Consider the following 25,767-nt stretch of genomic DNA (forward strand, 5'->3'; position numbering starts at 1 on the left):
CCGGCTCGCGGCCGGAGCGCAGGGCCACGGTCACACCACGTGCTCGTACACGCCGCTGTTCGCCTCGCTCGTGTGCTCCCCCCAAGGACGCCGGACATCTGTGACGTACACAACGCTCCACCGCTTGCGACCCCTGTCAGTCACAACTGATTGGCTATGACCATGAGCGATAACCGCCGGCAACGTCATCACGTCGTTCCACGGCTACACTTGCGCGGTTTTGCCGACCAGGGCGGGCGACTAGTGCAGTTGGACCTCGGCACGGGCCGCCGGCGCAGAGTGTCCGTTAGTGATGCGGCCGTTATTAAGAACTTCTACACCGTTGTCCTTCCAGACGGGACAGCCTCGGACGCGTGGGAGCGATGGCTGAGCGACGTGGAGAACGAGGTCGCGCCGGCCCTCCGGCGAGCCATAGGCATGCCAAGATTTGAGCTCACGGCAGACGACCGTATACGGCTCGCGCGGTGGATCGGGCTGCAGTACCTCCGCGGTCCCGACAACCGGCGACAGATCGCGGAGATCGCTGCACTAACACTCAGAGCTCAAGTTGGCATGGGCGGCCTGGCCTATCTGCGCCATGCGATGAGCGAAGGTTCCGGTCGGGAGGTCTCCTTGGCAGAAGCCGAACGCGTGTGGGACGACATTCACTCGCTTAAAGGGCCTGAGGTGGTTATCGATGGCGAGGAACACCTACAGATCCTCGCCAAGGCATATCACTCCGTGAGCCAGATGATCATGAATCGGTCCTGGTGCCGCGTTGTCTACGCTGAGAATCCACTCGCCGCCTCGGACGTCCCAGTCGCGATCGTGCCGGGGGAGGCCTACAACGAAGGAGGATTGCAGGGCGCGATGGCAGTCGCCGTCCCCCTAGACCGGCGGACCCTGTTGTGGCTCGAGCGGCCCGACTGGCGCGGCCCAAGGGCGGACCGAGATCGTCAGCCCCGTGCTCTCTTCGCAGACATCTACAACCACACCGCCATACTCAGCGCAGAACGATTTTTGTACTATCACCCGGACGACGAGCCAGTACCCAAGGACGCGAAAATCCCGCGACCACGCCCCGATCGCGTCGAGGTCGTGGGCGGGCTGGACCTCGCCAACCGCGACCGTCCTCTGGCGGATGCGCTTGAGCAAATCGCTGATCACTGCGACCCCGCCGGCACCTCACTCATCGCGAACTATTCATGGCCGATTCCGGGATACCAGCCGCCAAGCCCATAGGCCCTCTGGCAGCTAGTCAGGCGCGATGGTGCGAACCATTCGCGGGCAGAGGCGTGTGTCGACGCTTGGAGCCCTAGGAGGCGCCGGGGTTACGTGATCGTCCGCATGTCCGTTGGGTGCTAGAGCGGCTCTGACTCAAGCGCTGCTGTACCTGTCTAGTAGATCCAACATGTACTCGGCGACGGTCAGGGCCTCGCGTACGACGAGGAGCGCCAACTCTTCACTCACGCCAGTCGGTAGGGTGCGACCGTGTCCGGTCCCCTGCAAGTTCCGCAACTCGTTGACCTGCTCAGCGATGCTCCATGTCGATTGGTGCACTTTCCGGATCGCGGAAGCTCCAGCAAGGTCTGGATCGACTTGTTGTGGCAAGACCCCAAGTCTTTCTCGGGCGATATGCCAAAGTTGGCCGAAGTCCTTCATACCCTCGGCCTCGATGCCAGTCTCCTCGAGTACGAACTTCGCAACGGACTCAAGCATTTCTTTCGCGGTGCCTATCAACAACGCTGGGTCGGCGGTGGACCTTCGCAACCGATCCAGTTGTACATCGAGGGCCTTTCGTCCCCCAGTACTCAGGTCGACTCCGGCGAACGCCTGCAGGTGGCCATCACCAGTGAGGTACCACCCCGCGGAACCCAAGGCCCGCCGTAACCTGATCGCCCCAGCACCGTCGTTGTCGGTACCAACGAGTCCATCGTGACGGAGCAGGCTCAGGAGGCCCTCCACTAGGTCTCGCGCCTTACCGGGTGACCGCTTAGCTTGGGTCAGTGCGGACAGGACTCGCTGTTCCTTATTCGGTCCAGATGCACCCGGGCGGTACTCGTAGCCGTCAGAGAAGCCACTTTGGACCAACACGCGGGATATTGCCGAGTGCGAGGGGCCGGGCCCGTCCTTGCCGTGCCAGAAGGCGGCAAGCGCGCCGGCCACGTCGTCGCTCAGTGGGCCTGTGCTTGTCACATCACGAGCGTAGCGGCCAGTAGGGCGAATCTGACCGCGCCCGCCCACGTTTGTGCAACGGTCGGACGCTACAAGGCGACGGCGGCCCGGCGTGTTGGCGGGCGTCCCTCGTCGTAGGGTCTTTGATGTGATGCGTGACGTCGTCCGTGAAAGTTTGGAACGGCTCGGGGTTCAGCCGGTACTCCTGGCCGATCTCCCGGAGTTGCCTGCAGACACCCAGGGGTTACTTGTCTACGGCAGCCAGGCGCGCGGGGACGCGGTAGCAGACTCTGACGTTGACTTGCTCGCTCTAGTAGAGATTCCTCGACCTAGCACCCACGCCGGGATCTTCAACGTCAGCTACTACACGAAAGAGCAACTGGGAACTGGTATCGGCACACTTTTCGGGAGTCACCTTAAGAGGGACTCCAGAATCATCTGGGATCCAGGCGAGATCCTAGGACCTGTCGTTGCAGCCATGGGAGACGTGGACACGACCCGCCTCCTGCGACGAGCGCGGGAGATGTCGCAACTCTTCACAACTCCGGAGCACGACCTGCCCAAATACCTCCCAGGCCTCCTTCGACAGGCCCGTTACCTTCTTCGAAGCTGCCTTTATGCGGAGACCATTGCGCGAGGCGAGCCTTGCTTCTCGGTACGCGAACTCGCCATACGCTATGGCGACCCCAGCTTGACTCGTCTCTTGGCGTCTCGACATGAGGGAGGCCACGCCTCGGAAGAAGACCTCTCTCAGTGCCTGACCCGGCTGGAGCACATCCTAGGCCCATTCCGGGTAAGTAGGCACGGGTCGCTGGAAGCGACGATCGTTAACCAGTGGGAGCACCCGGGTGACTTACTCTCTATGGCCTTTCTAGTTCTTGGCGTGACTGGACAAGGGTCCGACTACGCCGAGGTGGAGAAGATCCTGCTGTGAGCACCGAACTAGCCTTTGTGGGCGACATACATGGCAATCTAACCGCACTCGAAGGGATGTGGGACGCGCTCCACAAGCGACAAGTAGCTCATGTTGTTTTTCTAGGTGACTACATCAACAAAGGACCAAAATCAGCACAAGTGATGAGTCGCCTCCTGTCTCACGAGGAGTCTGGTCGCGCAACCCTCCTTGCTGGCAACCACGAGACGACGCTGGTCGACGCGCTCGAGAGACAGGACCTGAGCGGCTTCCTCAAAATCGGCGGAGCGTCGACCATTCGCTCCTACGTTGGCGGTCCCGTGGGCCCGAACGTCCTCCAAGACTTCCTCAAGAGCACTCCACTAGACCACATACAGGCATTCCGCCGCATGCCCTTGACCTACGCAGCGCCCGGGTTACTGGCCCAACACGTTGCTCCGAGATCAAGGGCTTCTGACATATTCGCCATAAGCGCACACGTTCCAACCGGCACGCTACCCAGGATCGGTAAGCATTCGGCGGAGTTGGACACCGGCTGTGGGACCCCTGCAGGGCGCCTCACTGCCCTAGTGTGGCCAACCCTCCACTACATCCAGGTGGACAACCTAGGGGTCCGCGTCAGGGACTGATAGACCGCTCAGGTCAGCTTCGCAAATGGTCCAGCAGCCACTGCGCTTTCTGCGCACCTTCAGGGTTGCTCATCACCTCGTTCAGCGCAAGGCATTCTTGAGCCCGGCTCTCAGCGTCGTCGTGCAAACCGGCCGCTCGCAGGCATTGAGCAAGAACTAGCAGGGAGATGGCCTCACCGGTCCTGTTCGCGAGCTGCCGATTGACCGCGACAGCCCACTCTGCGTGCGTGACCCCTTCCTCAGGGCGACCCTGCCGAAGGCGGACCTGGGCCGCTAGGACTTCGGCATTGGCGTGCAGGTTAGATGGCGGCAATTCGCGGAGGCTCGACACGACCTCTTCGGCGTACTCCGCACCCTTGTCGAGGCGACCTTGGCCGACCTCCAGCCTGGCAAGGTTGACCAGCGACTGACATATATTGGCCGGATCACCAATCTGGCGTCTGACCTCCAGGGCGGTCTCAAAGTGGCGCCGTGCGCTATCCGCATCACTCACCTTCATGTAGGCGAGACCGAGATCGTCCTGGATGCGGCAGCGGATGGCACGCGTGTACGCGTCGTCTCCGACCAGCAACGTCAGGGCTTGCTCAAGCCTCCCAATAGCGTCCCGGTACCGGCGCTGAGTGCTGAGAACCTTCGCTTGAGCGGAGACGGCGTCCGCCGCCATGGGCGAATACAGGGCTTCGCCAGCTGTGAAGTGCTCGATCGCACGTTGGGTCTCGGCGTAGGCACCCTCGAGGTCACCGTGCCGACGCAAGTAGCGCGCATACGCTAGATTCTCGACGGGTCCTCCGAGGGCGGCCGCATCTCGCAGTGAATCGCGACCAGCATCGGTCTGGCCCAGCTCGATGAGTTTCTGACCCCTGATGCGAAGATTAGCAGCACGAAGCACGTCTTTTCCCGAGGAGGGCAGTAGCTCGACGTGTCTCGGCATCTTGGCTCCCATTAGTGCATCCCACGAGTTCAGCGAACCCTGCATCTTGTCCCGCAGGTCGCGCAGATCGGAGATTGACTCGAACATCAATGCATGTCGGTCGATCATCTGCTTCTTGAGTTTCACGACCCGTTCGTTCGGATTGTCATCTTCGACGAACCCAATCCAGACATCTCGCATAGGCTGGTCAACCTGCCCGAGTGACAGAAGCCCGGTGAAAAGTTCTTCCTCGGTTCCCGATGTGTAGCCCCAAGGACTACCCGGCGAGCTGCCCCAGGCACGCTTGAACAAGACGATCATGAAGTGACTCTCGGCGATCAGTTCGTTGATCGCTTCCTGCGGTCGGCGAGCGGTGCCACGCACTCGATCCCACTCCACAACTTCGTAGCTGACCCCCGTCTCGCGTTGACGCTTAGCGTTGTGCTCAGCAACGCACGCACGCACGGCGGAGCGCTCATCTTCCAAGTCCGCCGGAGACGCCAGAAATATCCGGAACGGCAGTGCCTCACCCATGCCGCGACCATACGCCAAACGGAGGCATGACTCTGGCAAGGACCACTCCTCCGCCGACTGTCAGCCATCGCCTAGCGCTGCCTGGGGACCTTGCTCGGCCGGCAGAGCGGCAATACGCGTTGCCGCGCGACCCGGCGTGTGACACGCCGCCCTCGTGGAGTGATCGGCCGCCATCTACCGGCGGTCGACCTCTTCGATGGTGCCCACATAGAGTCCGCTATTCGCCGCGAGGTGATTCACGCCCCTGCCCGGACCGTCACCTTGCCGCAAACTGCGTACTTACGTATCTCTGGGACGGGCGAGGTCGGAGAGCTTAGCGGCGATCTCCGCGTCCCGACCTTGTGCGGCGTGCTGGTAGCGCAGCGCGGCGGCCACGGTCGAATGCCCGAGCCGCGCCTGCAGCTCGGCGAGGGTGGCTCCAGTCATGGCGGCCATCGTGGCGCCGGTGTGCCTGAGGTCGTGGATCCTGAGGTCCTCGCGGCCGGCAGCGGCTCGGGCTTTGCGCCACGCCGTGTGCAGGACCGTCGGCTGTAGATGACGTTGGTGATCACGCATGGAAGGGAACAGCAGGGCGTCCGCTCCGGGCCGCACGTGCTTCTCCATGTGCTGCTCCAGGACGGGGACGATGTGCGGCGGCACGCTCACTTCGCGGGTCCCGGCGGCCGACTTCGGCGTGCCGACGATCGGTTGGCCGCGGACCCATGAGACGGCCCGGGTCACCTTGACGACGCCGCGGTTCAGATCGAGGTCGCGCCGGCGCAGCTCGAGCACCTCCCCCACGCGCAGCGCGCACCAGGCGCACAGCAGGACGAGGGCACCGAGCTGGTCCGGCATCTCCTTCACGAGCACGTCCAGCTCGGCGAGCGTCGCCGGACGGATCTCCTTCTTGGTCGGCGGGTTTGAGGCGGCACGGACGCGGCACGGGTTGCTGGCGAGGAGCTCGTCGGTGACCGCGGTGGTGAGGATGGCTCGCAGCAGCGCGTAGGCGCGGGCGTTGACCGTGGGGTGCTCCGGGAACAGGCCGGCCCACCACCGGCGCACCAGGGCCGGCGTGAGGTCGGAGACGAGCAGGTCGCCGAACTCCGGCGCGAGGTAGCGCCGCAGCAGATGCTCATAGCCTTCGCGGGTCCGCGGCTTGAGGGACCGGTCGGCGAGCCACTGACGAGCAAACTCGGCGAACGTCGGTGGTGCCATCCGCCTGGCCAGCTCCGCCCGCCGCTTCGGGGCGACCCAGCCGTCCCCGTTCACCAGGGCCCACTCCTTCGCCAGCCAGGCCTCGGCGTCAACCTTCGCGGCGAAGGTGTGCGGAGCGGTGTGCCGCCCCAGATCCGGCCCGGTGTAGCTCGCCTGCCACCGCTTCGACGGCAGTCGCCGCAGTGCCCCGAAGCCTCGTCTCGTCGCCATCCCGCACCCCATTTCGTGCAACATACGTGCAACAAGGGTGCCACTTCGCGACCACTTCTGACAACGGGTGACCGCATGGAGGTAGGCCGCGCCAGCGATGTTTACGCAGGTCAGAGGGGTGAGAACGCTGGTCCGAAGGAGAGCTGGCGAAGGGACTCGAACCCTCAACCACCTGTTTACAAGACAGGTGCGCTACCAATTGCGCCACGCCAGCGCGTCCGACCCGAAGGCCGGACGGCGCGTCGATGCTACCTGCCTCAGCCGATGACGTTGCTGTTGAGCCACGTCTGCAGGCCGACGACCGTGCGGTGGTTCATGTAGGTCGAACCGTCGCGGGAGACGCCGATGTAGCTCTGCAGCGCCGCCTGCGACTTCGGACCCCACACGCCGTCGACACCGGTGCCGACCTTGGCCTGCACGGCCTTGATGGTCCGGGTGTCCCACGCGCCGGTCTCGGCGACGCCGACCCAGCGCTGGACCGCCTTGGTGGTCAGCGGGCCGCGGATGCCGTCGGCCACGAGCGGCGCCATGTCGGACGCGCTACCGCCACCACCGCCCCCGCCGCCGCTGTCGCCGCCCGGGCTCATGATGCTGGCGCTGATCCACCCCGAACGCCCGTCGAGCTTGACCCAGCCGCTGCTGGCGGTGCCCTGGAAGCGGGTGCCCTTCGCGGCGCCTCCGATGACGCCGTAGCTCGTGCCCGGTCCGGAGCGGATGTTGGCGCCGGCGCCGGCGGTCACGGTCCAGGTGGTCGAGGCTCCCGGAGGCGGCGTGGGGTCGGGCTGCGGCTCGGGCTCCGGGTCCGGCGCGGGAGCCGGGGAGCCGCCGCCGTAGGGCTCGAGACCGTTCTGCATCGTCAGCCCGGCGCGCACCGAGCACACCGGCCAGGCGCCCGGCCCCTGCACCCGCAGCACCCGCTGGGCCACGGTGATCTGCTCGGCCTTGCTGGCCTGGTGCGCATACCCGGCGAACTCCTGGCCGCCGAAGCCCTTCCAGGTCGGGTGCCAGAACTGCAGCCCGCCGTAGAACCCGTTGCCGCTGTTGATGCTCCAGTTGCCGCTGGACTCGCAGGCCGCGACCCGGTCCCACACGTTGTCGTCCGCCGCCGCACCCTGGGCGGTGAGGCCGACCGAGGCGAGGGAGGCGGTGCCGGCGAGCGTGGCCTGCCCGGCTCGACGCAGGGCGGCACCCGTGCGGGCGGCGCGGTGGCGGGCGTGGCGGGCCATGGAAGGTCCTTCCGTCTGGGGCGGGTGAGGCGCCTGGGACGAGGCGCCCGGACCACGTTAGGTCAAGCCGACACGCCTGGGAAGCCCAATGTGACGAGTCTCACGTGACGCGATGCAACGTGTGGGACGGGTGTGACGGTATGCACCCGCTCACCGCGACCTGTCAGCGCACCCCGAACGGCAGGTAGTCGAGCGGTGTCGTCCCGCCCGGCAGCGGCCACCACGACACCATGTCACCGTCCATCAGCGACCAGTACGCCAGACCGGCCCCGCCCACCAGGAACAGCGTGACGACCACCATCGTCGGCACCCCGGGAGGCACGACCCCGCGCACCACGGTCCTCGACCCGCGCCGCAGCGAGGTGCTGCCGAGCCCCCACCAGCCCAGCCAGCCTCCGATGAGCGACCCCGTGCCGACGGCGACCGGGTGGCCGAAGCCCACCCCCGGCGCCAGCTCGGTCGTGACGAGGAAGCCCGACATCACCATCGCCACCACCGCGGCGATCGCGAGTGGGAGCAGCAGCGACAGCACGGTCGAGAACACCGCGGCGAGCAGGTGCCACGGCGAGGCCAGCACCGTCATCGGTACGTCGCTGGACCGGTGACCCATCTGGTGCCGCCGCAGCACCAGCCCGGTCAGCGCCCGGTCCACGGTGCGCGCCATGACGCCCCACACGGCAAACAGCCCCCAGGCCAGCAGCGGCGCCGCAGCCGCCATCGCGGTGAAGCCGACGAGCATCGCCGCCAGCGTGCCCCGGCGCGCGCTGCGCCCGATCCTCGGGTCCGGCTGCTGCTCCGGCGCGATCGGGCTCGGCCGCCCCGCGCCCCGGGGGTATGCCGTGACCGCGCCACCCTGGGCGCCGTCCGGGTAGGGGCGCTGGGCGTCGGCACGGGCAGCGCCCGGGTAGACGCGCTGGTCGGGCTGGGCGGAGGCGGCCGCCCACCGCTGCGCCTCCCTCGGGTCGGCCGGCCACTGCTGCGGCTCGCGCGCCCACCCCGCCCCGGCGGCACCGGCATACGCACCGGCCGCCTGCCCGTCCCACTGCCTCGTCCTCGGACCGTTCGGCGCGGCCCGGGTCGGGTCCGGTCGGCGAACCGGCGCGTGCCGGGTCTGCGGCCCCTGCGGCGTCACCTGGGTGGCGTCGGCGCCCCGGTCCACACCCCGCTCCCCCGCGTCGTGCGGCACCCGCGGCAGCGCACCCGTGACGTCCTGGCCGCGGGCGTACAGCTCCACCGCCTCGAGCACCTCGCGGGCGTCCGGCCGCCACGAGGGCTTGGGCGACAGCGCGAGCGCCAGCAGCGGCGCGAGCTCGGGGTCCACCCCGTCCAGCTGCACCCTCCCCCGCACGACCCGGTCCAGCACCACCGTCATCGGGCCGCGGCCGAACGGCGGCTCCCCCGACGCCGCGAAGGCCAGGCACGCCGCCCAGCCCCACCAGTCCGTCGCCTCGGTGATGTCGCCGCCGTCGACGAGCTCGGGCGAGAGGTAGCCCGGGGTGCCCATGACCAGCCCGGTCGAGGTGAGCCGCACGTCGTCGGCCACCTGGGCGATCCCGAAGTCGATGACGACCGGGTCCAGCTGGTCGCCGTCGCCCACCAGCAGCACGTTGCCCGGCTTGAGGTCCCGGTGCACGATCCCGACCCCGTGGATCGCCTGCAGCGCGTCGGCGAGCCCGCGGGCCAGCCGCAGCAGCGCCTCGCGCCCCAGCCCGCCGCGCTCCTCGATGACCACGTCCAGCGGCCGCCCGGGCACGAACTCGGTGACGATGTAGGGCGCCGGCCCGTCGACGTCGGCGTCGATGACCGCCGCCACCCGCGGGTGGTTGACCCGGGCCAGGGTGTGCACCTCGCGGCGCAACCGCTCGCGGGCGCCGTCGTCGTGCGCGATGTGGCTGCGCAGCACCTTGATGGCCACCTCGCGGCCGCGGTCGTCGCACGCTCGCCAGACGACGCCCATACCCCCCTCGCCGATGCGCTCCTGCAGCGTCCACGGACCGAGCCGCCGGGGGACGACGATCTGCTGGGTGTCCGCGGAGCCGTCGCCGGAGTGCACCGGGCGGGTCACGTCCGGGTGGGTCGAGCGCGGCATCTCGGTGGTCACGTACTCCACGGTAGGGGCTCTTCCTGGATCTCACATGGCTGTCCGGCGACCCGGTGTGGCGGACGCGCGAGCATCCATCGGCCACGGGGCCTGCTCCGGGGTGGAACGAGCGAGGGGGGTGCCGGGTTCCCCGACGTCCGCGTCGCGCACCTCGTAGGCTGACCACCGACCAACGGACGACGCACCTGGAGGTATGTCGATGGGTTCGAGCACCAGGTACGACCTCGTCATCGCGGCGAACCGGCTGCCGGTGGACCAGCACACCACCCCGGACGGCAGCACCGAGTGGCGCACCGCCCCCGGCGGGCTGGTCACCGCCATGGACTCGGTGATGCGCGGCTGGGACGGTGACGCCGCCTGGGTGGGCTGGCCCGGCTTCCCCGGGGAGGCCCCCGAGCCCTTCGACGAGGGCAAGCTGCGGCTGCACCCGGTGCCGCTGTCGGCCCAGGAGCTCTCCGACTACTACGAGGGCTTCTCCAACGACACCCTGTGGCCGCTCTACCACGACGTCATCGTCCCGCCGACCTTCCACCGCTCGTGGTGGACCTGCTACCGGGCGGTCAACCAGCGGTTCGCCGACGCGGTCTGCGAGGTCGCCGCCGAGGGCGCGACCGTGTGGGTCCACGACTACCAGCTGCAGCTCGTCCCCGCCCTGGTCCGGGACAAGCGCCCCGACGTGCGGATCGGCTGGTTCAACCACATCCCCTTCCCCCCGGTCGAGCTCTTCGCCCAGCTCCCCTGGCGCGAGAGCATCCTGCGCGGGCTGCTCGGTGCCGACTTCCTCGGTTTCCAGCGCCCCGACGACGCTCGCAACTTCGCCCGCTCCTGCCGCACCGTGCTGGGAGCCACCGCCCGCGGCGAGAAGGTCGAGTGGCAGGGCACCGACGACGACCGCCTCGGCGCCTCGCCCCGGACGGTGCGCGCCGCCGCCGTGCCCATCTCCATCGACGCCGCCGGGTTCCGCGAGCTCGCCGACTCCGACGCGGTCCGGGAACGGGCCGAGGAGATCCGCGAGTCGCTGGGCAACCCGGAGGTCGTGCTGCTCGGGGTGGACCGCCTCGACTACACCAAGGGCATCCGGCACCGCCTGCGGGCCATCGGGGAGCTCTTCGACGACGGTGCGATCAGCCCCGACCAGGTGACCTTCATCCAGGTGGCGACGCCGAGCCGGGAGCGGGTCCAGGCCTACCGCACCCTGCGCGAGCAGATCGAGGGCACCGTCGGCCGCATCAACGGCGACGTCTCCCACCTCGGCGCCACCGCGATCCACTACCTGCACCAGTCCTACGGCAGGGAGGAGATGGCCGCGCTCTACCGGGTCGCCGACGTCATGCTCATCACCCCGCTGCGCGACGGCATGAACCTCGTCGCCAAGGAGTACGTCACCGCCCGCCACGACGGCAAGGGCGCCCTCGTGCTCTCCGAGTTCACCGGCGCCGCGGAGGAGATGCCGCAGGCCTACCGCTGCAACCCGCACGACATCGCCGGGCTCAAGGAGACCATCCTGCGCGCCATCAACGACGAGCCGGCGGAGAAGGAGCGGCGCATGCGGGCGCTGCGCCGCCGGGTGCGCAAGCACGACGTGCAGACCTGGGCGGCAGACTTCCTCGCCGGCCTCGAGGCCGCACCCGAGCGCCCCTCCCGCAGTGCCGGGAAGGCCCAGGCGTGAGTCGGTCGCCCGAGCTCGACCGGGCGCTCGCCGACTTCGCCGCCCACCAGCGGGTGCTCGTCGCCACCGACTTCGACGGCGTGCTGGCCCCCCTGGTCCTGGACCCGATGGACTCCCGCCCGGTCGACGGGGGTATGCCGGCGCTCGCCGCGCTCGCCGACCTCCCCGGGACGACGGTGGCGGTGGTCAGCGGCCGCGCCCTCGAGCCGCTGCGCGAGCTCTCCGGCGCCGACCCCGACGGCCCGCTCGTGCTCATCGGCAGCCACGGGGCGGAGGACTCCCGGTCCGACGGCGGGCTGGCCCTCGACGACGACCAGCACGCGCTGCTGGAGACCCTCGACGAGGACCTCGCCGCCCTCCGCGAGGAGCACCCCGGCCTGCGCGTGGAGGAGAAGCCGGCCGGCCGGGTCGTGCACACCCGGGGCCTCCCCGACGACGAGGCGCACGCCGCCCTGGACGCCGCCCAGGAGCTGGGGGCACGGCATACCGCCCTCGAGGTGACGCCGGGCAAGGGCGTCGTCGAGCTCGCTGTCGCGCACGTCGGCAAGGGCGTCGCGCTCGTGGCCCTGGCCGACGAGCTGGGTGCGCAGGCGGTGTTCTACGCGGGCGACGACCTCACCGACGAGCACGGGTTCGAGGCGCTCGCCGACGACGCGGACGCCGACCGGGCGGCGCGCCGGCTGACCGTGCGGGTCGGCGACGGCGACACCCTGGCCCGCTTCCGGGTGGCCGACGAGGAGGCGATGGTGGACCTGCTCGAGGCCCTGCTCGCCGCCCGCCGCGACCGCGGGCCCCGCCCGTCCTGACCCCTCCCTTTCCCACCGAGCGCCGCGAATGGTTGCCCTCCCCACCCACCGAGCGCCGCGAATGGTTGCCCTCCCCACCCACCGAGCGCCGCGAATGGTTGCTCACCGAGCGGTTGGAGCGCTCTCAGCGCCGGACCGGCCCCGTGGACTCCCGCAGGATGAGCTCGGGGTCGAAGAGGTACTCCCGCCGGTCCACCGGCTCCCCCGCGATCTCCTCGAGCACGGCCGTGACCGCCGCCTCCGCCATGCCCACGACGTCCATCCGGACCGTCGTCAGCGGCGGGTCGACGAAGGTCATGAACGGCACGTCGTCACCGCCGACGACCGAGAGGTCCCCCGGCACGGTCAGCCCCAGCTGCCCGGCGGCGCGCATCACGCCGAGCGCCATGACGTCCGAGCCGCAGACGATGCCGGTCGCCCCGGCCTCGATGAGCTGCCGGCCCGCTGCCGCGCCGCCCTCGACCGAGAACAGGGTCGTGCAGATGAGCTCGTCGAGATCCACCCCGTCGCTGCCGTCCAGGTCCGCCATCGCCGCCCGGAAGCCCTCGATGCGCCGCTGGACGGGGACGTACCGCGCCGGGCCGGTCGCGAAGCCGATGCGGGTATGCCCGAGGTCGCGCAGGTGCCGCACCGCCAGCCGCATCGACGCATGGTCGTCGTGGCTGATGAAGGTCGCGTCGACGCCCTCGCGGTAGCCGTTGACCAGGGCGATCGGCAGGCCCCGGTCGCGCAGCGCGGTGTAACGCTCGATGCCGGCCCGGCTGTCGGCGTGGTAGCCGCTGACGAAGACGATGGCCGAGACGCCCCGGTCCAGCAGCATCTGGACGTACTCGTCCTCGTGCACCCCGCCCGGCGTCTGGGTGCACAGCACCGGGGTGAAGCCGGCCGCCGCCATCTGCGTCTCGATGGACTGGGCGAACATCGGGAAGACGGGGTTGGTCAGCTCGGGGGTGATGAGCCCGACCAGCCCGGCGCTGTTGCGCGAGAGCTTGCTGGGCCGCTCGTAGCCGAGGACGTCCACCGCGGTGAGCACCGCCTGCCGGGTCGCCACCGCCACCCCGGGCTTGTCGTTGAGCACGCGGCTGACCGTCGCCTCGCTCACCCCCGCGTACGCCGCGAGGTCGGCGAGCCGGCCCCGCGGGGTGCCCGCGCCCTCGCCGGCACCCGGGCGCACAGGAGTGGGTGTGCTGCTCACCAACCACCTCGGTAGTTCTCGGGCACCGGCTCCCAGGCCGGTGCGTCGGTCGCCCAGGTCCACACCTGCACGGTCGGGCCCTGCGCGCTGACCCGCACGCCGCCGCCGGACACGTCGAGCGCTCCGGTATGCGGCGCGCGCCCCTGCGCGTCGCCCGCCCCGGGCACCTGGGTGACCGGGATGACGACGGTGTCGTGGGCCGCCCGCGCGACGTGCACGAGGGCGGTCTGCTCCGGGTGCTCCCGCAGGAACACCATGACGTCACCCTCAGCATAGAGCCAGCGCAGGCCACCGCCCCAGAGGGCCGGGCTGTCGTGCCGCAGCGCGATGAGGGCGCGGTAGTGCTCGACGAGCCCGGCGTCCCACAGCCCGTCGTCGGTGTCCCGCGACGCCCAGGGCATGGGCCGGCGCCCGTCCTCCCCGAAGTCGCCCGGCATCCCGATCTCGTCGCCGTAGGTGATCATCGGGATGCCCGGCAGGGTGAGCAGCAGGCCGGCGGCGACCTTGACCTGCTCCACGTCGTCGCCGACCAGCGTGCGCACCCGGGTGGTGTCGTGCGACCCGACGAGGGTCATCGAGTGGGTCCACGTCCGCCAGGACACGAGCGAGCCGAAGTCGCGCATCGTCTCGGCCACCAGCTCGGCCCCGAGCCGGGGCACCTGCAGCGGGCTGCCGAGGAACTTGGGCGCGAAGTCCGCCGCCCGCAGCCAGGTCCACACCGGACGGGTGAAGCCGGAGTAGTTCATCACCCCGTGCCAGCCGTCGCCGTCGACGTCCCGGCTGTGGTCGTGGGTGTGCTCGGCGACCAGCAGGCCCTGCCCGCCGGTCGCCCGGTCCACCGCGGCCCGGGTCTCCCGCGCCACCTGGTGGGTGAGGTCGGCGCCCTTGTAGCGCCCGGTCATGTTGGCGACGTCGACCCGCCAGGAGTCGAAGCCGTGCCCCTCGCCCAGCCACCGCTCGATGACGGACTCCGGCCCCTCGGTGAGCCGCTGGCGCAGCGCCGGGTTCGCGTGGTCCAGCTTGGGCAGGCTCTCGACGCCCAGCCAGGTCACCCACTCCCCCGGCCGGGCGTCGTCGCGGACGTACCAGGACGCGAACTCGCCGTCCGGGTCCTGGCGCGCGGCGGCATACCACTCGTGCGCGTCGCCGGTGTGGTTGGTGGTGATGTCGCCCATGAGGCGTATGCCGCGCTCGTGCGCCGCCTCCTGCAGCCGCAGCAGCGCCGCGTCACCGCCGAGCACCGGGTCGACCGCCTCGAAGGTCGAGGCGTCGTAGCGGTGGTTGGACCGGGCCGGGAAGACCGGGGTGAGGTAGAGCACGTCCACGCCGAGGTCGACGAGGTGGTCCAGCCGCTCCCGCGCGCCGTCGAGGGTGCCGCCGAAGACCTGCGCCGGGTTGTCCCCGCGGCCGGTGGCCACCGGGTCGTCCCAGCGGGCCGGGACCGCCCAGTCGGGCAGGTCGGCCCGCGGGCCGCCGGGGTCGCCGACCGGCTCCACGCCCTCGTCGCGGGCGAACCGGTCCGGGAAGACCTGGTAGACGACCGCCCGCTGCGCCCACCCCGGCGGCGGCGCGTGGGTGACGAGGCGGAAGTCGCTGGTGTCGGGCACGTCGCGCAGGTGCACGCCGGTGCCGTTGAGCCAGCGGTATGCCGGCACGCCCTCCGCGTCGCTCTGCAGCAGGAACCGGTAGGTGGTCACCGGGTTGTGGCAGAGCACCTCGCCCTGCCACCAGTCCTCGTCCTCGGTGCGCCGCACGACCCGCGCGTCGGTGAAGAACTGCTCGCCGTCCGGGGTGGTGCGCACGTGCACGGCGCCCACCGCCGCGGCGCGCGGCACCCGCACCCGCACCCGCACCACCGCGCCGGGCGCGGGGTGCTGGTCGCTGACGTAGAGCGGTGACCCGTCGTGGTGAGGATCGACCGCCCGGCTCACTTGACCGAGCCCGCGGTCATGCCGCCGATGAGCAGGCGCTGCAGGCTGAGGTACACGAGCACCACGGGCAGCGAGGCCAGGAGCGCACCGGCGACGAACTGGCCGAAGTACTCGTTCTGGTTGGCGTTGCGCGTCGCGTAGAGGCCGACGGCCAGGGTCTGGTCGTCCGCCTGGGTGAGGAAGATGCTGGCGAGCAGGAACTCGCCCCACAGCCCGACGAAGGCGAGGATGCCGACGGTGGCGAGGATCGGGCGCACCAGCGGCAGGATGATGGTGAAGAAGACGCGGGCGTGGCTCGCACCGTCGATCTTCGCCGCCTCGTCCAGCTCCCGCGGGATGGTGTCGAAGTAGCCCTTGAACAGCCAGATGTTGGCGCCCATCGCCCCGCCCAGGTAGACGAGCAGCAGGCCCCACAGGGTGTTGAGGCCGATCTGCGGGATGACCTCGCCGACCGTGGCGAAGGTGATGTAGATCGCCACGAAGGCCAGCAGGGCGGGGAACATCTGCACGAGCAGGATGAAGAGCAGCCCGAACCGGCGGCCGGTCCAGCGGAGCCGGGAGAAGGCGTAGGCCGCCGCGGCACCCAGGACGAGGGTCGCCAGGGTGGCGACGCCGCAGATGATGAGCGAGTTCTTGTACCACGTCCAGTACGGCCGGGCGGGGTCGTTGAAGAGGGCGTCGAAGTTGCGCAGCCCGAACCGGGTGGGCAGCAGCCCCGAGGTCGACAGCGTGCCCGCGTTGTTGAACGCCGAGGAGACGATGAAGACGATCGGGAAGAGGGCGAAGGCCAGCGCCAGCAGGGCCAGCGCGTGCCGCCACCACACCGCCCGGAAGGAGGTCTGCCGTGACTTCCGGGTGACCGTGTAGACGTCGGCCGAGGCGGTGCCGAGCTGGCCGCCGCGGCCGCGGTCGCTGCCGTGGGCGTCGACCGACCCGAGGGTGCTGCTGGTGGGGTCCTGGGGAGAAGTCATGTCAGTTCACGTCCTCGAGCGCCGCGGTCCGGGTGAAGCCGAAGTAGCTGATGACGGCCACCAGGAAGAAGATGATGACCGAGATGGCCGAGGCGAAGCCGAAGTTCGGCGCCGCGCCGCCCAGGGCCAGCCGGTAGGCGAGGGTGATGAGCAGGTCGGTGGAGCCGATGGAGCTCTGCCCGCCGACGAACGGCCCGCCCTCGGTGAGCAGCCAGATGAGCCCGAAGTTGTTGAAGTTGAAGGCGAAGGACGCGATCATCAGCGGGCCCACGGCCACGAGCAGCAGCGGCATGATGACCCGCCGGACCGTCATGAACGCCCCGGCACCGTCGATGGCCGCCGCCTCCTTGACGTCGCTCGGTATGGCCTGCAGCGCACCGGTGCAGACGATGAACCAGTAGGGGAAGCCCAGCCACAGGTTCGTGATGAGCACCGCGACCCGGGCCCACCAGGCGCTGCCGAGCCAGTTGATGTCCAGCCCGAGGAGGTTGTTGATGAGACCGAAGTCCTGGTTGAACATCGACGCCCAGACGAGCGCCGTCACGTAGATGGGCAGCGCGTAGGGGAGGATGAGGATCGAGCGGTAGATCCCCTTGCCCTTGAGCCGCTCGTCGTTCATCAGGAGCGCGATCGCCATACCGAGCAGGAACGTCGCGACGACGGTGAACGCGGCGAAGAAGACGTTCCAGACGAACACCTTGGTGAGACCCTCGCGCAGCGTGGCGTTGGTGAAGGCGTCGGTGTAGTTCTGGAGGCCCACGAACTCGCGCCAGCCCTGGGGCAGCGCCGCACCCTCGCCGTCCTCCGGCACGAAGTTGGCGTCCTCGGCGACGTAGACGGTGCCCGTCACCGTGTCCGTGATGGTGTCGGCCTCCTCGTCGTAGACCCTCGTCGGGGTGCCGATGAAGGCCTCGGACAGGCCCACCTGCCGGATGCCGGCCGTCTGCTCCCCCGCGTCGTTGAAGACCGGGACGCCGAAGTCGGCGAGGTCGTCGGAGCGCTCGTTGACCTCCTGCGGGGTCAGGGTGGTCCAGCCGGGGGCGGAGATGATGCGGCCCGTCGGGCCGGCCTCGACGCCGTCGGCGGGCAGCTCCTCCAGGCCCTCGAGGGTGCCGACGTAGTAGGTGCCCTCGGCGTCGGTGAGGAGGTAGGCCAGGTCACCGGTGGCGACGTTGCTGCCCTCCGGGACGGCGATGTTGAGGCCGTAGCGGCTGCTGCCCTCGACCTCGCGCACCGAGTTGGCCACGATGGAGTTGACGGCCTCCTCCTTGCTGCTGATGTGGCCGTCGCCGAAGTTGGTGAAGGAGATCTGCACCGTGTAGAGCAGCGGCCAGATCTGCAGCAGCAGCATGAGCAGCACGCCGGGGAAGAGGTACTTCGCGGGGATCGCCCGCTTCGTGGCGTAGACGGCGATGATGCACAGCGCGATGAAGCCGATGAGGCTGACCATGAGCCAGTGGCCGGCCTCGATGACCTGCTGGGCCATCCAGCCCAGGACCGCGACGACCAGCAGGATCAGGCCCCACTTGACGACCTGCACCCACCAGGGCGTGTGCGAGCTGAACTCCAGGTGCTCGCCGGTCGGCTCGAGGCGGTCCAGGGCCTGGTCCACCTCGCTGCTGCGTGTCTCGGACATCGTCGTCCCTCTCTGGCTACGGCCGTGGGCCGTCGGGGTGTGGCTGCTGGGCGTGGTTCAGGAGGTGGTGCAGGGGGTGGTGCTGGGGGCCTCGGTCCGGCGGCGGGACGACGTCCGCACCGCCGGACCGAGGGATGAGGGACGGCTCAGCGGCCGATGTTGGAGACGATCTCCTCCTGAGCGGCCTCGAGGCGCTCGGCGGGGTCGGCACCACCGACGATGTCGGAGGTGGCCTGGCCCAGGGGCTGCCACACGGCGTTCATCGCGGGGATGTTCGGCATCGGCGAGGCACCCTCACCGGCGGCCGACCAGGCCTCGATGTCCTCGTCCTCCGCGGACACGGTGTCCAGCGCGGACTGCAGGGCCGGGGGACGCTGGCCGGCCTCGAAGAGCGCCAGCTGCATGTCCTCGGTCGTCACGTAGGTGTTGACGAACTCCTGCGCCAGGGTCGGGTTCTGCGCGCCGGAGGCGACGTAGAACATCTGGACGCCCAGGAACGGCACGGTCTCGCCGCCGTCCTCGAAGTCCGGGATCGGGTCGATGGCGTACTCGATCTCGGCGCCCTCGACGTTGGGGATGGCCCACGGCCCGGCCACCATGTAGGGGGTGCGGCCCTCGGCGAACAGCGACTCCATGGTCGGGAAGTCGACGTTGACGTTGAGCAGGCCCTCCTCGGCCATCCAGGCGATCTTCTCGCCGCCCTGGATGGACTCCTCGGAGCCGACGATGACGTTGTCCGGGTCCCAGCCGCCGTCGTCGTTCTTGCCGAAGATGCCGCCGCCGTAGGCGGACAGGTAGGGGTAGGCGTGGTAGGCGTCACCGACGTTGCTCACCGGGGTGACGAAGGCCTGGTCGGCGTCGCCGGAGTCGACGAGCCCGTTGCCGAAGGAGGCCAGCTCCTCCATGGAGGCCGGGGCGTCCGGGGCGAGGGCGGTGTTGCGGATGAGGCCGAGGGACTCGGTGGCGTAGGGCACGCCGTAGATCTGGCCGTCGAACTGGGTGGCCGCGAGCGAGTCCTCGGTGAAGAGGGCCTGCGTGTCGGACGACATCTGGACCGGCTCCACGATGCCGTTCTGGACGAACTCGCCCAGCCAGTCGTGGGCGCCGACGACGATGTCCGGGCCCTGGTCGACGTTGGCGGCGTCCTTGAACTGCTGGCGCACGTCGGTCGCGACCTGCACCTGCGTGGTGATGCCGTACTCCTCGCCGAACTGCTCGGCCCACTCGGTGAGGATGGGGGCGCGGACGTCGTCGGCCCAGATGACGAGCTCGGCGTTCTCGTCGCGGACGGGGGCCTCGGTGGAGGCGGCCTCGTCACCCGCGGCCTCCTCGTCCTCGGCGGCCTCCTCGTCCTCGGCGGCGGCGTCGTCCTCCGCGGAGGTCTCCTCGGCGGTCGAGCCGGCGTCGGCGGTCTCCTCGCCGGAGTCGCCGCCGCAGGCGGACAGCAGCAGCGTCGCCGCGCTGACGATGGCTACAGCACCGGTGGTGCGCTTCATGGTTCTCCTTCGAACAGTGGTGAGGTCACCGGCCCGGCGCTGCTCGAGGAGCGGCGACGATGCCGCGGTCACCGTCTCCCGGAGGGGTTCGACGACCGATGCCGCAAGTATGCAAGCACGCCCCGCAGTTTTGCAAGATCTTGCAAGAAGTTGCCAGGTCACGATCTGCTAACGTGACGCCCGTCACCGGCAACGGCGCCTCTGACGGCATACCACCGCCACCCCCGCCGCCCGGAGATGATCCGGTGCCGACCGGCGCCGGGTCCGTCCTTTACAACGGATCGTCCGGCACGTACCTGCCGGTGAAGGAGCTGATCATGGCAACGGTGACCTACGACAAGGCCACGCGCATCTACCCCGGGGCGGACTCCCCCTCGGTCGACGAGCTCGAGATCGAGATCGCCGACGGCGAGTTCCTCGTCCTCGTCGGACCCTCGGGCTGCGGCAAGTCCACCTCCCTGCGCATGCTCGCCGGGCTGGAGGAGGTGAACGGCGGTCGCATCCTCATCGGCGACCGGGACGTCACCCACATGCCGCCCAAGGACCGTGACGTCGCGATGGTCTTCCAGAACTACGCGCTCTACCCGCACATGACGGTGGCCGACAACATGGGCTTCGCGCTCAAGATCGCCGGCAAGTCCAAGAGCGAGATCCGCGAGCGGGTCGAGGAGGCCGCCAAGATCCTCGACCTGGAGGCCTACCTCGAGCGCAAGCCGAAGGCGCTCTCCGGTGGCCAGCGTCAGCGCGTCGCCATGGGTCGCGCCATCGTGCGCCAGCCGCAGGTCTTCCTCATGGACGAGCCGCTGTCGAACCTCGACGCCAAGCTGCGGGTGCAGACCCGCACCCAGATCGCCTCGCTGCAGCGGCGCCTGGGCGTCACCACGGTCTACGTCACCCACGACCAGGTCGAGGCCATGACGATGGGTGACCGCGTGGCGGTGCTCAAGGACGGCATCCTGCAGCAGTGCGACAGCCCGCGGCACATGTACGACCACCCGAACAACGTCTTCGTCGCCGGCTTCATCGGCTCCCCCGCCATGAACCTCATGACGGTGCCGGTCGCCGACGGCGGCATCAAGCTCGGTGACTACGTCCACCCGGTGGAGCGCGACGTGCTGGCCAAGGCCGGCAACGAGCTGGTGCTCGGCGTCCGCCCCGAGGACGTCGACCTGTCCGACTCCGGCCGGGGCCTGCCGATCGAGATCGACGTCGTCGAGGAGCTCGGCGCCGACGCCTACATCTACGGCGAGCTGCCGGGCGCCGGCGTCAACGACAAGCCGTTCATCGCGCGCGTGGACGGCCGCACCCCGCCGAAGAAGGGCGAGATCGTGCACTTCACCCCCAAGGGCGACCACGTGCACCTCTTCAACGCTGAGTCCGGCGAGCGCATCAGCGGCTGACCCACCACCCGCGGCGCCGCACCCGGCGTCGCGGCGAGCCGCACGGCATACCGAGGCCGCCCGCCCCACCCGGGGCGGGCGGCCTCGCCGCGTCCCCCCACCCCTCGCCCCCATCCCCATCTCCCACCGAGCGCCGCGAATGGTTGCCCACGCACCCACCGAGCGCCGCGAATGGTTGCCCGCGCACCCACCGAGCGCCGCGAATGGTTGCCCCGTCGTCCACATCGTCGGCCCGTGCAGGCACTCCGTCCACAGATGGACGCACAGGTCTGGCGGGCGGACCCCTGACGCGGTCAGCGTGGCCCGATGGCGACCCTCGACGACCTGCCCCCGACGCCGTTCCGGTATGCCGAGGCGCTGGCTCTCGGCTTGTCGCGTCAGCAGCTGCGTCGCCTCGTCGGCGACGGTCAGGTCGTGCGCCTGCGCCGCGGCTGGTATGCCGTGCTCGGGATCGCCCTGCCCGACGGGGAGCACTGGGATCTCACCCGGCGGCATCATCTGCAGAGGCTGCGGGAGGCGCTCCTCGATCACCCCGGATGCGTCGCCAGCCATGCGAGCTCAGCAATGGTGCACGACCTGCCGCTGCTCATCTCCCCGGCCGCGGAGGTGGAGCTCGTGCGCGTCGAGGACGCCCCGAGCTCACGGCGACTGCCCGGCGTGACGATTCATCACACGGACACGATCGACCTCCCTGTCACGACCGTCGACGGACTGCGCACGACCACGATCGCCCAGACCTGCGCCGATGTCCTTCGCACGCGACGCCTCCCGCACGGCCTGGCCATGCTCGACGAGGCGGTGCGCGCGTCGACGGTGACGGCCCGAGAGGTCCGTGCCGTCCTCGACGCCCAGCGGCGCTGGGTCGGTCGGCCCAAGGCGCTCGAGGTCATCGACCTGCTGGACGCGCGCCGCGAGAGCTGGGGCGAGGCATACTCCGCGGGCGTCATCCACCTCGCCGAGCTGCCGCAGCCGATCCCCCAGGTCGAGCTGTATGACGAACAGTTCCGTTTCGTCGCCCGGCTCGACGGCCTGCTGGACCACGAGCAGGTCGCCACGGAGTCCGACGGTCAGGGGAAGTACCGGGAGGGAGCGACGGCGGAGACAGGTGAGCAGGTGGCCCGGTCGGTCCTGGCGGCCGAGGCGGATCGCCAGCGACGCATCGAGCGGCTGGGACTGGAGGTCGCGCGCTGGATGACCGAGGAGGCCATGCACACGCCGGAGATCGTCGCGCAGCGCATCAACGCCGCACGGTCCAGAGCGCTGTCGCGGCCCTTCACCGGCTGGGTCAGGTGGGAGGGAGAATTCCGCAGGCTCCCGCTCCTGCCTCGGGCCGTGTGACCCCGTGCCACATCCGAGAGCGACGACAGCCAACCACTCCCGACGCCCGGTGGCGACCAGAGCAACCACTCCCGACGCCCGGTGGCGACCAGAACAACCACTCACGACGCCCGGTGGCGACCAGAGCAACCACTCACGACGCCCGGTGGGGACCAGAGCAACCACTCACGACGCTCGGTGCGGGGAGGTCACGGCGGGCCTACGCTGGGCGGTATGCCGCTCGACATCAGCGCGATCAAGCTCGACCCGGCGATGCTCGACCTGCCGTGGGAGGTGCCGCTCGAGGAGTGGCCGGAGAGCCACCTCGCCGCGCTCCCCCGCGGCATCTCCCGGCACGTCGTGCGCTTCGTGCGCCTCTCCGGGGCGGTGATCGCGGTCAAGGAGATCTCCGAGCCGCTGGCCCGCCGCGAGTTCCAGACGCTGCGCAACCTGCGCCGCCTCGACCTGCCGACCGTCGAGCCGCTGGCCGTCGTGTCCGGCCGCACCGACGCCGACGGCGAGCCGCTGGACGCCTGCCTCGTCACGCGGCACCTCAAGTTCTCCCTGCCCTACCGCGCGGTGTTCAGCCAGCGCATGCGCCCCGACACCGCGCGCCGCACCCTCGACGCCCTGGCCGTCCTGCTGGTGCGGCTGCACCTGGCGGGCTGCTTCTGGGGCGACGTCTCGCTGTCCAACACCCTGTTCCGTCGTGACGCGGGCGACTTCGCGGCATACCTGGTCGACGCCGAGACCGCCGAGCTCCACCCGCAGCTCTCCCCCGGTCAGCGCGAGCACGACCTCTTCGTGGCGCACGGCAACATCGCCGGCGAGCTCATGGACCTCGAGGCCGCCGGTGCCCTGGACGAGGGCGACGACCCGATCGAGATCGCCAACCGGATCATGCACCGCTACGACCTGCTGTGGAACGAGCTCACCGGTGAGGAACGCTTCGAGCGCGGCGACCGGTGGCGGGTCGACGAGCGGATGCGCCGGCTCAACAACCTCGGTTTCGACGTCGACGAGCTGGAGATGACCACCGACATCGACGGCGCCTACATCCGCATCCAGCCCAAGGTCGTCGACGCCGGGCACGCCTCGCGCCGCCTCATGCGGCTCACCGGTCTCGACGTCGAGGAGAACCAGTCCCGCCGGCTGCTCAACGACCTCGACTCCTACCGCGCCGCCACCGACCGGCAGGAGGACGACGAGGAGCTCGTCGCGCACGACTGGCTGTCCCGGGTCTACGAGCCGGTCACCCGCACCGTCCCGCGCGAGCTGCGCAGCAAGCTCGAGCCCGCCGAGCTGTTCCACGAGATCCTCGAGCACCGGTGGTACCTCTCCGAGCGCGTCCGGCACGACGTCGACCTCGTCGACGCCGTCCAGGACTACGTCGCCACGGTCCTGCCGAAGAAGCCTGACGAGATGTCCATCCTCGGCGTCGACACCGAGGAGATCCCCATCCGGGCGCGCGTCTCGGAGTGAGGCCCCGAGATGCGTCAGGTGCCGACCCGCTCCGGTATGCCGCCCCGCTCGCGCAGCCTCGTCAGCGCCACCACTCCTGCAGCGACCGCGCCGATAGCCACGGCGATCCCGACCACGTAGAGCAGCACGCCGGCATACCCCTGCGGTGAGGCGACGGGGGTGGCCGGGTCCAGGAACGGGTAGGGGTACCACGATCCCGCGCCGGTGACGGGGTTCGTCGCGAGTGGGCCGCGCACCAGGGTGTAGCCGATCCACACAACCGGAACCGCGAGGACGGCCAGGACGCCACGCCAGGGCAGACCGCGCCGCGCCGGGGACAGGAACAGGTCGAGGAGGAGCAGCGCCGGGCCGACGACGTGCAGGACCTCGTTGGACCAGGCGACGGTCGTGCCCTGCGGCAGCTCGATGCCCCGCAGCAGGACGTTGTAGACGACGCCCGTGATCGCCATGTAGGTCGTCACGCAGGCGAGGGCGACGGCAAGGCTGAGTGGCTCCCGGCGGGCTCGGGCCGGACCTGCCCGCAGCAGCCAGACGCCTGCCCAGGTCAGGACCACGACGGACCCGACGTTGGACAGGATCGTGAAGAAGCTGAAGAAGTTGACGGTCGTGAGCGCTACGTCACGCCCCGCGTCGACCGCTCCGCTGATCGTCACCCGGGCCTGCGCGACCACGGCCGCGAGGATCAGGCCCGCCGACGCGAGTCGCACGGCCGCCCAGGTGCCCGCCGCCGGGGCCCATCTCGTCACAGCAGGACGATAGCGGCTCCGCTCACGCGCCCACCGGACGCACGGCGGGCAGCACGGAGCGCACCCTCGGGACACATCGACCACGCGCCGGTGCCGCACGGGACGCGCTCAGCGGCGCTGGCGGCCTCGCGACCGAGGACACCGCATACTCGTGCATCTTCTTGCGACACGAGCGTGCTCAGGGGCACGCGCGTGACGCGAGGTTATGCACGACGAAATGCACAAGAGTGCACCGGCACCCGGCCGGGCACTCGGCTCAGCGGGTGCGGACGCGCGCAATCTCGTAGAGCGTGACCGCCGTGGCGATCCCGGCGTTGAGCGACTCGGTGACCGCCGCCATGGGGATCGAGACGATCTGGTCGCAGGTCTCCCGGACGAGCCGCGAGAGCCCCTTACCCTCCGACCCGACGACCACCACGAGCGGCTGGTCGGCGAGCTCCAGGCCGGGCAGCTGCACGTCGCCGTCCGCGTCGAGGCCGATGACGAAGAAGCCCGCCTTGCGGTATGCCTCCAGCGCCCGGGTGAGGTTCGTGGCCTGGGCGACGGGGATCCGGGCGGCGGCACCCGCCGACGTCTTCCACGCGGCGGCGGTCATGCCGGCCGAGCGACGCGCCGGGACGACGACGCCGTGCGCGCCGAAGGCCCCGGCCGAGCGGACGATGGCGCCGAGGTTGCGCGGGTCGGTGATGCCGTCGAGCGCCACGACGAGCGGCACACCCGGCAGCTGCTGGCTCATGAGGTCGTCGGGGTGGGCGTAGTCGTAGGGCGGCACCGCGAGGACCAGGCCCTGGTGCACCGCGCCGTCGGTCATCCGGTCGAGCTCGCCGCGCGGCGACTCCATGACCGCGATGCCCGCCTCGGTGGCCAGCGCGATGCTCTCCCGCACCCGGTCGTCGGACTCCATCCGCGACCCGACGTGGAGCACCGTCGCGGGCACGCCGGTCCGCAGCGCCTCGAGCACGCTGTTGCGCCCGGCCACGAGCTCGGTCGAGGCCTTGGCCCCGCTCCGGCGGCCGCCCTGGGAGCCCCGGGACGCGCCCTGTCCCGCGCGCCCGCCGGCGGTGTCGCCGCCGGCGTCGCCACGGTTCCGCCGCGCGGCCGGGTGGCCGACGCGGTCCGCCGCACGCGGCGTCGGGCCCTTGCCCTTGAGCTGCTTGCGCCGCTGCCCGCCGGAGCCGACGACGGCGCCCTTCTTGTTGGTCGTGCGCGCCGCGCGGCGCCGCTGGTTGCCTGCCATGGGTCTGCTC

Annotated in this window: 20 protein-coding genes and 1 tRNA gene; 8 read left to right on the top strand and 13 right to left on the bottom strand. The window is 70.0% G+C overall.

Translation table 11 applies throughout. From position 1 onward, the window contains the following. Window positions 1-162 precede the first annotated feature (162 nt). Entirely contained in the window at window positions 163-1,221 is a 1,059-nt protein-coding gene (locus EUS26_RS00670) for a DUF4238 domain-containing protein (RefSeq protein WP_165368454.1), read from the top strand. 135 nt (window positions 1,222-1,356) lie between these two features. On the opposite strand, the gene EUS26_RS17640 is transcribed toward EUS26_RS00670, so the two are convergent. Next, window positions 1,357-1,698 (bottom strand): abortive infection family protein, encoded by a 342-nt coding sequence (locus tag EUS26_RS17640; protein WP_420329984.1) that lies wholly within the window; start codon window positions 1,696-1,698, stop codon window positions 1,357-1,359. Between the two features lie 607 nt (window positions 1,699-2,305). Here EUS26_RS17640 and EUS26_RS00680 point away from each other — a divergent pair. After that, window positions 2,306-3,088 (top strand): nucleotidyltransferase domain-containing protein, encoded by a 783-nt coding sequence (locus EUS26_RS00680; RefSeq protein WP_130011254.1) that lies wholly within the window; start codon window positions 2,306-2,308, stop codon window positions 3,086-3,088. Then, window positions 3,085-3,696 (top strand): metallophosphoesterase, encoded by a 612-nt coding sequence (locus EUS26_RS00685; RefSeq protein WP_130011255.1) that lies wholly within the window; start codon window positions 3,085-3,087, stop codon window positions 3,694-3,696. The genes EUS26_RS00680 and EUS26_RS00685 overlap by 4 nt, the downstream gene beginning before the upstream one ends. Window positions 3,697-3,709: 13 nt before the next feature. Here EUS26_RS00685 and EUS26_RS00690 read toward each other — a convergent pair whose 3' ends face one another. The 5 genes from EUS26_RS00690 to EUS26_RS00710 form a co-directional block, all read right to left on the bottom strand. Then, a complete protein-coding gene (locus EUS26_RS00690; RefSeq protein WP_130011256.1) occupies window positions 3,710-5,140 on the bottom strand; it encodes a tetratricopeptide repeat protein in 1,431 nt (476 codons plus the stop codon). Between the two features lie 279 nt (window positions 5,141-5,419). Further along, window positions 5,420-6,544 carry a tyrosine-type recombinase/integrase gene (locus tag EUS26_RS00695; RefSeq protein WP_238148753.1) on the bottom strand — a complete coding sequence of 375 codons (1,125 nt, stop codon included), beginning with the start codon at window positions 6,542-6,544 and terminating at the stop codon, window positions 5,420-5,422. 141 nt (window positions 6,545-6,685) lie between these two features. Next, a tRNA-Thr gene (locus EUS26_RS00700) sits at window positions 6,686-6,758 on the bottom strand. Between the two features lie 43 nt (window positions 6,759-6,801). Further along, complete coding sequence (locus EUS26_RS17510) at window positions 6,802-7,770, bottom strand: transglycosylase family protein (RefSeq protein ID WP_130011257.1); 969 nt, start codon at window positions 7,768-7,770, stop codon at window positions 6,802-6,804. A gap of 163 nt (window positions 7,771-7,933) precedes the next feature. Then, window positions 7,934-9,871 (bottom strand): protein kinase domain-containing protein, encoded by a 1,938-nt coding sequence (locus tag EUS26_RS00710; protein WP_130011258.1) that lies wholly within the window; start codon window positions 9,869-9,871, stop codon window positions 7,934-7,936. A 199-nt stretch (window positions 9,872-10,070) separates the two neighbouring features. On the opposite strand from EUS26_RS00710, the gene EUS26_RS00715 reads away from it, so the two are divergent. Further along, a complete protein-coding gene (locus tag EUS26_RS00715; RefSeq protein WP_130011259.1) occupies window positions 10,071-11,540 on the top strand; it encodes an alpha,alpha-trehalose-phosphate synthase (UDP-forming) in 1,470 nt (489 codons plus the stop codon). Beyond that, the gene (gene otsB, locus EUS26_RS00720; protein WP_165368455.1) at window positions 11,537-12,346 is read left to right on the top strand and encodes a trehalose-phosphatase; all 810 of its coding nucleotides are present in this window, start codon (window positions 11,537-11,539) and stop codon (window positions 12,344-12,346) included. Before EUS26_RS00715 ends, otsB begins: the two co-directional genes overlap by 4 nt. Window positions 12,347-12,470: 124 nt before the next feature. Here the strand turns inward: otsB and EUS26_RS00725 are convergent, their stop codons facing one another. The 5 genes from EUS26_RS00725 to EUS26_RS00745 all read right to left on the bottom strand — a co-directional run bounded on the left by EUS26_RS00725 (window position 12,471) and on the right by EUS26_RS00745 (window position 19,575). Beyond that, window positions 12,471-13,541 (bottom strand): LacI family DNA-binding transcriptional regulator, encoded by a 1,071-nt coding sequence (locus tag EUS26_RS00725; RefSeq protein ID WP_420329979.1) that lies wholly within the window; start codon window positions 13,539-13,541, stop codon window positions 12,471-12,473. Beyond that, a complete protein-coding gene (locus EUS26_RS00730; RefSeq protein WP_130011260.1) occupies window positions 13,538-15,472 on the bottom strand; it encodes a glycoside hydrolase family 13 protein in 1,935 nt (644 codons plus the stop codon). Before EUS26_RS00730 ends, EUS26_RS00725 begins: the two co-directional genes overlap by 4 nt. Continuing rightward, window positions 15,469-16,443, bottom strand: coding sequence for a sugar ABC transporter permease (locus EUS26_RS00735; protein WP_130011261.1), 975 nt, complete (start codon window positions 16,441-16,443; stop codon window positions 15,469-15,471). The genes EUS26_RS00730 and EUS26_RS00735 overlap by 4 nt, the downstream gene beginning before the upstream one ends. A 1-nt stretch (window position 16,444) precedes the next feature. Beyond that, entirely contained in the window at window positions 16,445-18,079 is a 1,635-nt protein-coding gene (locus tag EUS26_RS00740) for an ABC transporter permease subunit (RefSeq protein ID WP_130011262.1), read from the bottom strand. A gap of 146 nt (window positions 18,080-18,225) precedes the next feature. After that, the gene (locus tag EUS26_RS00745) at window positions 18,226-19,575 is read right to left on the bottom strand and encodes a sugar ABC transporter substrate-binding protein (protein ID WP_130011263.1); all 1,350 of its coding nucleotides are present in this window, start codon (window positions 19,573-19,575) and stop codon (window positions 18,226-18,228) included. Window positions 19,576-19,892: 317 nt separating this feature from the next. Here EUS26_RS00745 and EUS26_RS00750 point away from each other — a divergent pair, with 317 nt between their 5' ends. The 3 genes from EUS26_RS00750 (at window position 19,893) to EUS26_RS00760 (ending at window position 23,774) form a co-directional block, all read left to right on the top strand. Continuing rightward, window positions 19,893-20,975, top strand: a complete 1,083-nt coding sequence (locus tag EUS26_RS00750; RefSeq protein ID WP_130011264.1) for an ABC transporter ATP-binding protein — start codon at window positions 19,893-19,895, stop codon at window positions 20,973-20,975. 306 nt (window positions 20,976-21,281) lie between these two features. Then, window positions 21,282-22,313, top strand: coding sequence for a type IV toxin-antitoxin system AbiEi family antitoxin domain-containing protein (locus EUS26_RS00755; RefSeq protein WP_130011265.1), 1,032 nt, complete (start codon window positions 21,282-21,284; stop codon window positions 22,311-22,313). A 213-nt stretch (window positions 22,314-22,526) separates the two neighbouring features. After that, the gene (locus EUS26_RS00760; protein ID WP_130011266.1) at window positions 22,527-23,774 is read left to right on the top strand and encodes a DUF4032 domain-containing protein; all 1,248 of its coding nucleotides are present in this window, start codon (window positions 22,527-22,529) and stop codon (window positions 23,772-23,774) included. Between the two features lie 14 nt (window positions 23,775-23,788). On the opposite strand, the gene EUS26_RS00765 is transcribed toward EUS26_RS00760, so the two are convergent. Both EUS26_RS00765 and rlmB read right to left on the bottom strand, forming a co-directional pair. Further along, a complete protein-coding gene (locus EUS26_RS00765) occupies window positions 23,789-24,520 on the bottom strand; it encodes a Pr6Pr family membrane protein (RefSeq protein WP_130011267.1) in 732 nt (243 codons plus the stop codon). Between the two features lie 256 nt (window positions 24,521-24,776). Beyond that, the gene (rlmB, locus tag EUS26_RS00770; protein ID WP_130011268.1) at window positions 24,777-25,757 is read right to left on the bottom strand and encodes a 23S rRNA (guanosine(2251)-2'-O)-methyltransferase RlmB; all 981 of its coding nucleotides are present in this window, start codon (window positions 25,755-25,757) and stop codon (window positions 24,777-24,779) included. Between the last annotated feature and the right edge of the window lie 10 nt (window positions 25,758-25,767).

Source organism: Serinicoccus sediminis (assembly GCF_004153545.1).
In the GTDB taxonomy this organism is placed as follows: Bacteria; Actinomycetota; Actinomycetes; order Actinomycetales; family Dermatophilaceae; genus Ornithinicoccus; species Ornithinicoccus sediminis_A.